Origin of the sequence: Austwickia chelonae NBRC 105200 (assembly GCF_000298175.1) — a bacterium.
Lineage (GTDB): Bacteria > Actinomycetota > Actinomycetes > Actinomycetales > Dermatophilaceae > Austwickia > Austwickia chelonae.
The window spans coordinates 73877-86391 of record NZ_BAGZ01000002.1 but is presented as its reverse complement, the minus strand read 5'-3'; the positions used below and the strand labels follow the sequence as shown (position 1 = coordinate 86391).

10 protein-coding genes are annotated in these 12515 nt (G+C 67.9%); 4 read left to right on the top strand and 6 right to left on the bottom strand.

The window, feature by feature from the left end:
* Nucleotides 1–115: 115 nt before the first annotated feature.
* A complete protein-coding gene (locus AUCHE_RS01350; protein ID WP_006501458.1) occupies nucleotides 116–1363 on the bottom strand; it encodes a WecB/TagA/CpsF family glycosyltransferase in 1248 nt (415 codons plus the stop codon).
* 298 nt (nucleotides 1364–1661) lie between these two features.
* On the opposite strand from AUCHE_RS01350, the gene AUCHE_RS01345 reads away from it, so the two are divergent.
* Complete coding sequence (locus AUCHE_RS01345; RefSeq protein ID WP_006501457.1) at nucleotides 1662–2819, top strand: hypothetical protein; 1158 nt, start codon at nucleotides 1662–1664, stop codon at nucleotides 2817–2819.
* Nucleotides 2820–3021: 202 nt separating this feature from the next.
* On the top strand, nucleotides 3022–4647 hold the full coding sequence (locus AUCHE_RS15380; RefSeq protein WP_006501456.1) for a malectin domain-containing carbohydrate-binding protein: 1626 nt from the start codon (nucleotides 3022–3024) through the stop codon (nucleotides 4645–4647).
* Nucleotides 4648–4662: 15 nt separating this feature from the next.
* On the opposite strand, the gene AUCHE_RS01335 is transcribed toward AUCHE_RS15380, so the two are convergent.
* From AUCHE_RS01335 to AUCHE_RS01325, 3 genes are read right to left on the bottom strand one after another with little or no spacing between them, the layout of a single operon-like run.
* Nucleotides 4663–5937, bottom strand: a complete 1275-nt coding sequence (locus AUCHE_RS01335) for a glycosyltransferase family 4 protein (protein ID WP_006501455.1) — start codon at nucleotides 5935–5937, stop codon at nucleotides 4663–4665.
* 34 nt (nucleotides 5938–5971) lie between these two features.
* Nucleotides 5972–6841, bottom strand: coding sequence for a glycosyltransferase family 2 protein (locus tag AUCHE_RS01330; RefSeq protein ID WP_006501454.1), 870 nt, complete (start codon nucleotides 6839–6841; stop codon nucleotides 5972–5974).
* Nucleotides 6838–7428: an acyltransferase gene (locus tag AUCHE_RS01325; protein ID WP_006501453.1), complete on the bottom strand. Its 591-nt coding sequence runs from the start codon at nucleotides 7426–7428 to the stop codon at nucleotides 6838–6840. The genes AUCHE_RS01330 and AUCHE_RS01325 overlap by 4 nt, the downstream gene beginning before the upstream one ends.
* A gap of 213 nt (nucleotides 7429–7641) precedes the next feature.
* Here AUCHE_RS01325 and AUCHE_RS01320 point away from each other — a divergent pair, with 213 nt between their 5' ends.
* Together AUCHE_RS01320 and AUCHE_RS15375 are read left to right on the top strand one after the other, a co-directional pair.
* Nucleotides 7642–9228: a lipopolysaccharide biosynthesis protein gene (locus AUCHE_RS01320; protein ID WP_006501452.1), complete on the top strand. Its 1587-nt coding sequence runs from the start codon at nucleotides 7642–7644 to the stop codon at nucleotides 9226–9228.
* On the top strand, nucleotides 9225–10289 hold the full coding sequence (locus tag AUCHE_RS15375) for a hypothetical protein (RefSeq protein WP_006501451.1): 1065 nt from the start codon (nucleotides 9225–9227) through the stop codon (nucleotides 10287–10289). The genes AUCHE_RS01320 and AUCHE_RS15375 overlap by 4 nt, the downstream gene beginning before the upstream one ends.
* Here the strand turns inward: AUCHE_RS15375 and AUCHE_RS01310 are convergent.
* Together AUCHE_RS01310 and AUCHE_RS01305 are read right to left on the bottom strand one after the other, a co-directional pair.
* Nucleotides 10220–11563 (bottom strand): O-antigen ligase family protein, encoded by a 1344-nt coding sequence (locus tag AUCHE_RS01310; protein WP_006501450.1) that lies wholly within the window; start codon nucleotides 11561–11563, stop codon nucleotides 10220–10222. The genes AUCHE_RS15375 and AUCHE_RS01310 overlap by 70 nt on opposite strands.
* Nucleotides 11560–12402 (bottom strand): hypothetical protein, encoded by an 843-nt coding sequence (locus AUCHE_RS01305; protein ID WP_006501449.1) that lies wholly within the window; start codon nucleotides 12400–12402, stop codon nucleotides 11560–11562. Before AUCHE_RS01305 ends, AUCHE_RS01310 begins: the two co-directional genes overlap by 4 nt.
* Nucleotides 12403–12515: the final 113 nt, after the last annotated feature.

Genomic DNA, 12515 nt, shown 5'->3' with positions numbered 1-12515 from the left:
GGGTTCTTCGGCCAGTCGGCCCGCAACAGAGTTCTTGCCTCGTCGCGTGCCTCACGGATGGACGGTGATTTTCTGCGTCCCAGGGAATCGTGAGAACCCGGGCGCAGCCGGGGGATCAACATTCCCGGGGGACGTCGTCGTGGCTGCGGGGGTACTCGGAAGGCCCCTGGGGTGCTCGGACGGTCTTCTCCTGCCACACCCGGAAGAGGAAGAGCGGATTGCCGATGACATAGCGGCGCCACATCCGGCGGGGTTCCTGCTTCAACCGCCACACCCATTCCATGCCGAGTTCCCGGACCCACAGCGGCGCGCGGGGGATACGTCCGGAATAGAAATCGAAGAGACCGCCGACCCCCATGATCACCCCCGGATCCAGGCGTGGGCGCATCCGGTCGCACCACATCTCCTGCTGGGGGACCCCCATCGCGACCAGGAGAAGACGGGCTCCGGACCGGTTGACCAGGTCGACGACCTCGTCGTCGTGGCTGGAGATATATCCGTGGTGGGTGCCGACGATCCTCAACCCGGGGTAGGCGTGCTGCACGGCCCGGGCTGCGGTCTCGGCGACGCCGGGGCGGGCGCCCAGCAGGAAGATCGGGATGCCCTCGTCGGCAGCGGCCTTGCAGAGCCGGGGGAACATGTCGGTGCCGTTGACATTCTCCCGTAGAGCGATCCCTTTCATCCGGGAGGCGACCTTCAGCCCGATGCCGTCGGGCAGGATCAGTGAGGCGCGGTGCAGGACCATGCGGTAGGACCGGTCGGTCACCGCGATGTTCAGGCAGCCGGGGTTCACGAAATAGACGAGGTCCGCCTGCCCGGTGCGGGGTTCCTCCCGGGCGCGGGTGATCACCTGGGAGAGTGCTTCCTCCATGGTGGTGTTGGCGATGGAGACGTCGAACAGGTTCACCTGGTCGGGTTGTTCCTGCCCGGGTGGGGTGCGGAGCGCCGAGGCGAGCAGGGAACGCACGATCAGCCCCAGGTTCCCCGAACGGGCCAGGCTCCGGTCGGCCATGAGCGCGCGGTCGTCGGCCTGGTCGCTCTCGTAGGTGATGCCGGTGTACTCGCGGAGGCGGTGGGTGGAGAAGATCCCCGGCATGCCGTCTACCCGCCACAACTGCCGGTCGGGGAGTGCTCGGGCCTCGTCGCTGTTCAAGGGGAAAGGCCCCATGATGCGCATGTCGCCGCGGATCACGGACCACAGGTGCAGGATCGTCGCTCCGCGGCCTTCTCCCGCAAGGGTCCACAACCGGAAGGTGTGTTCGGCCGGTCCTACGGCCTCGGCAGCATCGACCATCTTCCCGGTGCGGGCATATCCGGTGGCGGCTCGGACCAGGATCACCGGAGTGAGGGCCAGCAGGGACAAGGATGCGGCTGCTCTCTCACTGATCGGGGTGTGCTGTCGCGTCCGAGATCGACTGTGCTGTCGAAGATCTGACGTGTGGACGGAGAGCACCTTCGGATCACCCCTTGATGTGAAACAGATCACATTGAACGCCCGATGTTCTGCTCAGGAAAAAGAAATCGTGGGCGGAACCATTCTCCCGCAGGAGTTTTCAAAAGCCGTGAGCTGCGAGCGTGTCAACCGACCGAATTCATGTCCTCCGAACCGGGGCCGATGGGGCTTGCGACCTGATACCACGACAAGGCCACGGAAGGCAATCATGCGCCTCGCCCCCCATCGCCACACCAGGAGTGTCCTGGCCATCGCACTGATGGCCCCGCTCACCATCGCCCTGGCAGCACCGGCGACCGCCGCTCCCGGAAACCCCGAAGCACCGCGGCCCACCCCCGGACAAGGCGTCGACTTCCAGAACAACACCGACCCGGGACGGACCATGGCCCGCCGCCAGATCCCACCGCGTACCCCCAACCCGGCCCCGGAGAAACCCGGCCGCGCACCAGGCCGCCTGCTCAACTTCTCCCCCGACAGCTTCTTCTACGACGACATCAGCAGCGCGCCGCTGGACCCCAACAGTGCGGCCATCGGTGCCTCCGTCGCCACCCAGGTCGCCGAGCACTGGGGCGGCATCGCCGCCTTCAACGCCCACGCCTGGAACAGCACCTTCTACCGGGTCGACGCGAACACCCCCCGCGTCCGGGTGAAATGGTCGAACTGCTTCAAATGGAACTGGACACCGAAGAACCTCTACGACGGACGCAAAGTCTTCGTCGACGTCCCCATCCCCAGCTATGCGACCTCCGCACCCGGAAGTGACGGCGCCATGTCGATCTACGACCCGGCGACCGACACCTCCTGGGAATTCTGGCAGATGAAGAAGGACGCCTCAGGGGACTGGCAGTCCTGCCAAGGCGGACGGATCGACAAGGTCAGCAAAGCCGCCGGCCAGTACCCGCTGGGCTTCGGAGTCAGCGCAGCCGGGATCTCCATGACCGGTGGGATGATCTCCGCCGAGGAGATCCGCCGCGGACGCATCGACCACGCCATGTACCTCGCCGTCGTCCAAGCCCGCCACTTCACCGAATACAGCTGGCCCGCCGTTCGATCCGACGGCTACACCAAAGACCCCAATCTTCCCCTCGAAGGACAACGGCTCCGACTGGACCCCACCCTCGACGTGGACTCCCTGAACATCACCCCCTTCGCCAAGACCGTGGCCAAAGCCGCCCAGAAATACGGCTTCATCGTCTCCGACAAAGGTGGAGCCGTCGCCCTGATCGGTGAATCCGGCCAATCGCTGAAAGCCACCACCGGGACCGACCCCTGGCCGCAGCTCCTCGGCGGCTCGGACCACGAGGCCCTACGAGGCTTCCCCTGGAACCGGTTGCAAGCACTGCCCAAGGACTACGGCAAGCGCTGACCCGTCAACGCCGGGCCCACAGCCAGGATCCACGCACCACCGGACCCGCTGCGCGCCCCCGCGCCCTCGCACATCCCCTCACCCCGCACCTCCGGACGCGGCTGCGTCCGACCCTGCCCCGACGGCAGGTCCGCACCCCCGCCCTACGTTCACCCTGCCTGGCACCCCGTGCTGGGCCTACTACCCCACGCCAGGAGTGGTCATGTCTCGTCGTCTCACCTCACTCGTCGCCCGATGCCTGCCACCGGTAGCCCTGCTTCCGCTCGCCTTCGTCACGACCTCCTTCGCCGCCGACACCACCTCGGAACAGGTCGTCGCCCGCGTCGTCGCCCGCTACTCACCGGTCGTCGACACCGCCGGGAACACCTGGAGATCCCGCACCGGATTCATCGGCACCGACCGGAACTCCCGCTCACTCGTCGGCACCGACATCCTCGGCACCACCGACGACCTGCTCTACCAGGAGACCACCTTCGGAACGACCGGCTACACCCTCCCGGTCGCCGCAGGCCGGTACCGGGTACGCCTGCTCATGGTCGAGAACTACTGGACGAAAGCCGGCCAACGGGTCTTCGACGTCTCCGCCGAAGGCCACCCGGCACTCGACAAGGTCGACATCGCCGGAGCGGTCGGCGCCCGCACCGCCTACGACCGGACCTTCGAGACCGATGTCACCGATGGATCCCTCGACATGACCTTCACCAAAGTCGTCGACAACCCGCAGTTCAGCGCGATCGAAGTCACCAAGATCGCCACCACGACGACCGCACCGACCCCGGAACCCACCACGACCACACCCGCCCCCACACCGACCACGACCACACCTACTCCCACGCCGACCACGACCACCCCCAGCCCGCAGACCGTCCAACCCACCCCCGCGGACAACCAGCCCGGACACGCCCCGATCCCCCTCGCCCCAGACAGCCCCTGGACCAGCCGGATCGAAAATGCCCCCCTCGACCCCAACTCCGCGCAGATGTCCGCGAACCTCCGGAAGGACGTCATCGAGAACTGGGGCGGCATCGCCGCCTTCAACAGCGGCCACTACAACGCCTCCTTCTACCCGGTCCCCGCCGACCAACCCCGCATCGACGTCGACTTCTGGAACTGCCAGAAGAAGACCTGGATCGACCCCAACCTGACCACCGGCCCCGCCTACTTCCGCCAGGTGCCCGTCCCGGACTACGCCCGACCCGCAGCCGGCAGCGACGGCGAGATGAGCATCTACGACCCCCAGACCGACCAACTCTGGGAGTTCTGGCAGATGCGCCGCAACACCACCACCGGCCGGTGGGAAGCCTGTTGGGGCGGACGCATCGACAAGGTCTCCACCAACCAAGGGATCTTCCCCCGCTGGTACGGCGCCACCGGCACCGGCGTCGCCATGGCCGCAGGCATGATCTCCCTCGACGAGGTCCGCAAAGGCAGCATCAACCACGCCATGTACCTCGCCGCGATGAACATCCAGCAGTACCCCGAGATCTCCTGGCCCGCACTCCGCGGTGACGGAAACCTCGTCGACCCCAACGTCGTCCGTGAAGGACAGCGGCTGCGCCTCGACCCGAACCTCGACCTCGACCGGTACAACCTGACCCCCGTCGGACGCATGGTCGCCGAAGCCGCCAAGAAATACGGCTTCATCGTCAGCGACCGCTCCGGATCCGTCGCCGTCATCGGCGAAGCCGGACTGCGTGAACAGAGCCTCACCGGCACCAACCCGTGGCCAGGACTCCTCGGCGGAACCCCCTCCTACGAAGTCATGCGGAACTTCCCCTGGGAAGCCATCCAGGTCGTCGCCAAGGACTGGGGAGCACCCGCCAACTGACCAGATCAGCCGATGTCACAGGTCACCGGCCGGACGCATGCGCTCCAGGAAGGACGCCATCGCCGGCCCGGTGACCTGTGGCACGAACTCCTCCAGAACCGTCCGCCGCCCCCGCCCACCCAGCTCCTCCCGCAGAACCCGATCCCCGGCCAACCGGTCCAAGGCATCGGCCAACAGATCCGCCCGGCCCGGCCGGACCAACAGACCGTTCACCCCGTCCACGACCAACTCGGGCACCCCCGAGATATTCGTCGCCACCGCCGGAAGACCCGTAGCCATCCCCTCCATCAACACCACCGGCAGGCCCTCCATGAACGAGGGCGACACATAGACATCCGCCCAGTGGTAATGCGCCGGCAGATCGTCCTGACCCACCGGGCCGCACAACAGGAACGAATCGGCCAGGCCCGCCCGCTCGACCTGCTCCTGCAGGGCGGCCATGTCCTCACCGCCGCCGATGACCCGAGTCACCGTCGGCACCCCCCGTTCGGCCAGGATCTGCACCGCCTCCACCAGCGTGGGAATACCCTTCAAAGCCACCAGACGCCCCACCGTGACCAGACGCAGAGGCCCACCGTCCCGGACCCGCGGCCGCGACGGCGGAGCATAAGCATCCGCATCCACACTCATCCGGACGACCTCGATCTTCGACCACTGATCGGGAGTGGTCAGCCGCATCAACTGGCTCCGCGTGAAATCACTGATCGCGCAGATCCCCCGGGCCGAAAGAATCTTCGCCGGGACATCCCACTGCTCCACATACTGGAACTCGGCATAACCGTGGACCGTCAACGACCACGACCACGAACCCGGACCGTCCACGGCCTCCCCGATGACCGTGACCAACCGAGCCACATCCGCCGACACATTCGCCATGTGCACATGGACATGACGCAGCCCCGCCTCCCGCATCCACTCGTGCAAGAGCACCGCCTCAGCCAGATAGAACCCCTGCCAGACCCGCCCCTTCACCGTGCCATAACCCGCCCGCACCGCACACCGCGCCGCAGCCGCCCACGCCGCCGGATGCCGCCGGGCCAACCGGGCCGAAGCCGCCGCCACCCGCCCCTTGTCCGCCAACAGGACCCGGGTCGAAGCCGCCTCAGCCCGCATCGACACCGACCTGAGCTGATCCGACGGACAAGGACGCACGCTGTACGTGTGCACCTCCCACCCCTGAGCGCGCACCGCAGCGATCTCCCGCTCGATGAAAGTGTGCGACAACGCCGGATACTGACTGTTCAGATAGGCGATCCGCCGGGACGGCATCGATCTCTCGGAAAGGGACATCGCAGGACTCCTCGACTGAACGGTCTGATCGGACCTACCGGGTGGACTGGTCACGGTTCCAGGTGCCGGTGGCATGCCGGGTACGACGGGCCCGCCAACGAGCGACCACGGTCACCCCCACGTACACGCCGATGGCAGGCCACAACCGGGGCTCGGCGCGCGCCAGATCGGCCAACGCCCGCCCCGTGCGCCCGGTCGAGGACGAGAAATCCGCCGGAGCCCCCGCCACGACAGACAGATCCTCACCGCTCGCCTGCGCGAGCTGCCCGTTGCCCCGGGCCACCCGCGTCCTGACCTGGAGAAGACTGCGCAGGTCACGCGGAGGACGCACGACGGAACGCCCCGGGACACAGACATGCTCCCCGGCAGCGAACAGCCGCCCCACGAAGAGATCGTCCCCCTGCATCTGCGGAAAGACACCGAAACGTTCCCGACCGCTGCGGGACAGACCATAGACCCCCCGCCCCACCAAGGTCTCGCGCGCCGACGGCAACCGTGCGAACACCCGGTGGAAAGCCCTCACCGGCCAAGTGCAATCCGTCAGATCGAACGCCAGCTCCGGCGCGGCACAACGTGCGCCGGGAAAGGTCAGCGCGCCGACGAGTTCACCCAAAGTACCCGGGGACAGCTCGACATCGGCGTCCAGATAGATCCGCGGGAAAACCGTGGCCACTCCGTCGGCGGCATTCAAAGCCCCCACCTTGCCCGGATCCGGCAGGTCGAGCACGGTCACTCCGGCGAAGGCCCGCGCCCGAGCGACCGTGTCATCCGTGCAGCCGTTCGCAGCCACGACGATCTCCACCGGCCCCGGCAACGACTCGGCGGTCAGCGCGCGCAGACAACGGTCGATGACCGCACCCTCGTTGTAGGCCGGGACGACCACCGAAGCGATCGGGCCGTTCACGAGATGTGCCTCGGCGCCGCCCCGGCCCGCGTGTTCTCGTCAGGCAGGCGACTCTTCAACCGTCTGGCCGGGACGCCGCCCATGATGCTGAAGGGAGGGACGTCCTTGGTGACGACCGCGCCCGCCGCCAGGACGGAGCCTCGCCCCACGGTGACCCCTGCGGTGATGGTGACATTGGCGCCGATCCACACGTCGTCCTCGATGACGACCGGGCCGCTGCTGGGCGTCCACCCCTGACGGTTCATCGGGACGGCGACATCGTCGAACCGGTGGTCGGTGCTGATGATGACGCAGCGCGGGCCCATCATGACGTCGTCACCGATGGTGACCGGGCCGAGGATCTCGGCATCGATACCGATACCCGAGCGGTGCCCGATCCGGATGCCCCGGCCGGAACCGAAATGCGCTCCGTGCTCGACGTTGACCGAATGCCCGGTGCGATCGAACAGTTGCCGGGCGGTGGCGGTGCGGAGGACGGCGCCGAGTCTCCCCAACGGTGCATAACTGCGGGGGAGATGGGACCCGATCGCGTAGTAGGCCAGATAGGCGAAACCGCGCAGGGCTGGGCGGGCGGAAACCTTCGGCACAGCGGACCTTCTTCCTCAATGTGATGAAAGACCTTGTCTTATTATGAACTTCGAGCGTTTTGTCCGCTCGGGGCGTCGCGGGGGCGATGAGAGGAACTCTGGTCCAACGTCCGACTCATGGCGGGGAGGGCGAGCACCTGGGCGCGTCGCGCCCCTGAGCCCGAGGACACGGTCGAGGATGGACGGAACCACGGGACGACGCGAGAGGCTGTTGTGACCGACGACGATGGCGGCGCCCGCGACCGGGACGAGGACGCCCCCGAAGCCTCTCCCGACCGGTCCGCCGAGGAGGGGGGCCGACGTGGCCGGGCCAGAGCCCTGGTCCACGGCGCCAGCTGGCAGCTGTTGGCCCAGCTCGCACCACTGGTGGTCAACCTGGCGCTCACCCCGTACGTCATCACCAAACTGGGGGTGGTCGCCTACGGGCTCTTCCTCATCGCCAGCACCCTCACCCAGTTCCTCAGCCAGTTCGACGGAGGGATCGGCCGCAGCGCGACCCGCTATTTCGCCCTGTACGCCGGGCAGGGCGACCGGCGTGCGGCGACCAGGTTGCTGACCTCGCTGCTGGTCTGTGTCATCACCCTCACCTCGGTGACCCTGGGCACCGTCTTCGTCCTGGCGCCCATCGTGGTGGACTTCTTCCACGCGCCGCCCGACCTGGAACAGGACACGATCTTCCTGGTCCGGGTGTTGACGATCACGGTCGGGGTCGCGCTGGCCCGCAATCTCTTCTCCGGGGTGCTCAACGCCCACCACCGGTTCCGGTTGACGGCCTCGACGATCCTGCTGGGATACGTGGTCTACGCGGTCGGGATGCTGGTGGTCCTGGAGAACGGTTACGGGCTGTGGGGGGTGGCCTGGATCTTCGTGGTCCAGCAGATCCTGGCCACCGTGACCCTCGTCCCGTCGGCGCTTCCGCTGCTCAGCGCCGACGGCATCGGTTTCGTCACCCGCGCGGAGCTCCGGGAGTTCTTCGCCTTCGCCTGGAAGGTGCAGCTGGCCGGACTGTTGAATATGACCGGTCTGCAGGGGGCGACTCTCATCGTCGGCCGGATGGCCCCGCACGACGTACCGGTCTTCGGCCCGGGCAGTACCTTCGCCTACCAGCTGCGGATGGTGCCTCTGAACGCCATCGCGCCACTGCAGTCGATGCTCGGGCAGTCGATCGGCCGCCGGGGCGCGCCGGACACGGTGGAGATCTTCGCCAGGGCGCAGCGGATCTGGGTGATCGTCATCGGGGGATGGGTGGCGGTGGGTGCGCCTGCCGCCTATTTCGGGGTGAACGTCTGGCTGCCCCTGCCCGGGGAGGAGGCCGGGCTCGTCGCATCGCTGATGCTGTTGGCCCATCTGTTCGCCCTGTTGCCCGAGCCCCTGGGGCTGTGGTGCATGTTGTTGGAACGCCCCGAGTTCGAGATGCGCGCCGGGGCGATCACCGTGACATTGATGTTGACGCTGTCGGTGCTGCTGGTGCCCTTGGTCGGGGCGGTGGGTGTGGCTCTGGCGACGATCGTCGCGCAGATGTCGTCCTTCTCGTACCGTCTGCGGATGGTCTCCCGGTTGCCGGTTCCGGTGCCGGGGCCGTTGAGATCGGTGCCCTGGACACGGATGGTCCTGGCCGCGCTGCTGAGTTTCCTGTGCGTGTGGGGGATGGCCACCTTGATCCGTCAGGGCTTCCTGCCCGGACGCGGGATCGGGCTGGTGCTCTGCGGCGCGGCAGCCGCTCCGGCGATGGCGGTCTACGTGGGGACGACGTTGGGCCTGCGCCGGGCCTGGCAGCTGATCCGGAGGAGGGGTCGATGAACATATCCCAGCGGGTGACCGTGCTGCTTCTGGCGGCAGTCCTGGTCGTCGGGGGTGCGGTCTGGTTCGTGGAGCGGTCGACCCGGCCCGGCGCGGGGCCGCCGTCACCTGGTGCGTCGTCGTCTTCCCCGGAGTCGTCCTTCGGTCCTTATCCGCGTTTCGCTCCGGGCTCGGTCTTCACCCAGGAGTTGACCTCGGCCCCGGTGGATCAGGGACGACGCCCGCAGGTCGAGTTGATCGCCAGGCATGTCCGGGACAACTGGGGTGGGATCGCGGCGTTGAATGTGGACGACTACGCCGCTGGTTTCGCGGTGGCCTCCTCGGAGACTCCGCGGGTCGACGTGCTCTTCCACGACTGCCAACGTAAGGGCGGGACGCCTGCGGGTCTGTACGACGGGGCGAAACATTTCGTGGGGGTGCCGATCCCGGACGATGCGGTGCCCGCCTCGGCCTCGGACGGCCACCTGGCGGTCTGGGACCGTGAGCGGGACATCCTGTGGGAGTTCTGGGTGGCCTCGCGTCGCCCGGACGGTCGTTGGCAGGCCTGCTGGGGTGGCCGGATCGACCGGGTCTCCCAGGCCGACGGACGTTTTCCCGCACCTTTCGGGGCTTCGGCGGCGGGTTTGGCGGCGAGCGGCTACATGGTGACCCTGGAGGAGGCCCGTCGGTTGCAGATCGACCACGCCATGGGGTTGGTGGTGATGGAAGCCGGTCGTGGACATCATTACCCGGCGAACCGTGATGACGGGACGAGCGCGCGGCCCGAGGCCGTGAAGGAGGGGACCCGGCTCCGGCTCGACCCGTCGGTCGACGTGGATTCCTCGTCGTTGACCCCGCTGGGGAAGGCGATCGCCCGGGCCGCCCAGAAGTACGGGTTCATCGTGGTGGACAAGGGGGGAGCGGTGGCGGTGATGGCCGAGAGCGGCGGGCGACATCGTGCCGCCACCGGACGTGACCCGTGGGCGGACCTGGGCCGGGGGACCCCCGCGTATCAGGTGTTGCGGGGATTCCCGTGGGACCGGCTCCACGTGGTGGAGCCGGGGTGGGGCGCGCCGGGCTGATCCCGGATGGTTTCCCGGAGGGTCCACGGCGCGGTGGCGACTCCGGCGATCAGCCAGGTGATGTAGTTCGGGAAGGGGATCCCCATCGGCCCGGCCATCCCGGTGCCGACCCAGGTGACGAAGACGACCAGGCCCAGGACGCGCCATCCCTGCAGGTCTGCATCGCCCCGGTGGATCAGCAGGCGTCCCGGTCCGAGCACCCAGATCGCCAGGAAGACGAATGCGGCGGGGATGCCCAGTTCGACCGCTCGGGAGAGCAGCACGTTGTGCACCTCGACGACGACGTTGTTCATCGCGTAACCGTCGGAGATCCGGAACCAGTCGGCGCCCTCGGGGTAGAAGCGACGCCATCCGATCCCGGTCCAGGGCAGGTCGTGCAGCAGTGCGATGGCGGCGTCATTGCTGCCCAGCCGGTCGTCGACCGACGACTTCTCGTTGAGACGTACGTCGAAGGCCTCCTGGAGCCCGGGGAGCAGGGCCAGGGCGAGGGCGACGGAGGCCAGCGCGCCACCGACGGCCACCGGTACCCACTTGCGCAGGGCGGGCACCAGCACGCCGGCCAGGAGGATGCCCAGGGCGACCCCCACCCAGGTGGCCCGGGTCAGGCTGAGCACCGTCGTCACCAGACCGGCGGCCAGCGCGGTCAGACCGGCCAGCCGCCAGGGACCGCGTCGGACCCGGTAGGCCAGGAAGACCCCGGCGAAACCACATGCGGCGGAGGAGAACCCCATCGCGTCACCGGCGAGGAAAGGCCCGCGGGCCCGGCCGAACATCATGCCGAGGGTGGGATCGGAGATATAGCGGGGGAAGGCCAGCTTGACGTTGACCATTTCGATGATGCCGGTGAACCCCAGGTAGATGCCGATGAGGGTCAGCGTCTTCAACAGCAGGTCCCGATGGGCCGTCCGATCGAAGAACAGGGGCGCGGTGGCGAAGAGCACCAGCGGGATCACCATCCGGTCGGCGAAGGCGAAGACCGCGACGACCTTGAAGAGGTTGCCGTACCAGGCCATGGAGAAGAGGGTCCACAGGACGAGGGCCGCCATGAGGAGGTGCACGTCGCACAGTCGTAGCCGTCGGCGTCGCCCGTCGAGCAGGAGGAGGACCACGGCCAGCGGGATGAGGAGCCGGTCCGGTCCGATGGGCAGCCGCATGTACTGGCTGTTGCCGCTGACGAGATTGGTCACCAGTCCGAGGAGGAGGCACCACAGGTAGGCCGGCGGACGTTCCCGGGGCGGGGACGTCTCGGAGTGGTCCGTGGACGGCGCGGTCATGCCTGGGGCTGTCGGCCGCGGCCCCGGTGCCGACGGTCGAGCAGGACGCAGACGCCGAGTGACAGGACCATGCCGATGCCGGCGCCCAACAGTGCTCCGCGTTGGATGCGGCTGCTGCGGTCGTTGCCGACGAGGCGGGCGCCTTGTCCGATCGGCCGGAGGTCGGCCGAGGTGGAACGTTGGCTGATCAGTCGACGGTACTTGTCCAGGCGGGCGTCCTGTTCGGCCTGGAGTTGGGCTCGGACGGTGTCGACCTGCGCGAAGAGTTCCAGGTCGGCCTGGATCGTGGCGGCGGGCCGTTCCGCGCCGAGGTCCCGGTTGTACTTGGCGAGGGTGCCGGCGGCGCCGGCCTGCGCCTTGGACAGGGCCGGGGCCTTGGCGACGATCTCCTTCATCACTTCGGCGGGGTCGTTCTCGGCACGGGACTTGTTCACCTCGGCGGTGAGGGCGTCGGCGGCCTGTTGGCTGGCCCGTACGGCGGCGTCGGCGTCGCGGGCCTTGGCCTCGATGCGGATGATCGACGACTCGGGGATGGGGGAAGCGGCCAGCGAGGTCACCTCGGGGGGCGTCTTCAACCCGGCGACGCCCTGGTCGGTGACCCAACGGGAGTAGTTGGACGCCATTTCCTTGGCGGCGGTGGGATAGCCGGGGATATTGAGGGCGCTCATCTCGCCGTGACCGATGGCCAGCCTGGTCTCACCGGTGTAGGTCGTCGGACGGACCAGGGCGACACCGCTGCCGATCATCGCGGCGAGGAGGGTGAGGAGGAGCGCCGGAATCCAGTGGTGTCGCAATGAGGCGAGTGCCGAGGACCCGTGGTCGGCGGTGAGGGTGGTCACAGGACTCCTTCTGATCGTGAGGGGTCGCGGTCGTAGGGCCGCGCAGAAGACATCCCCTTATTCCCCATTTAGGCGAATTGCGTTCGCGTGGTTCAGCATAACTGCGGGGGACG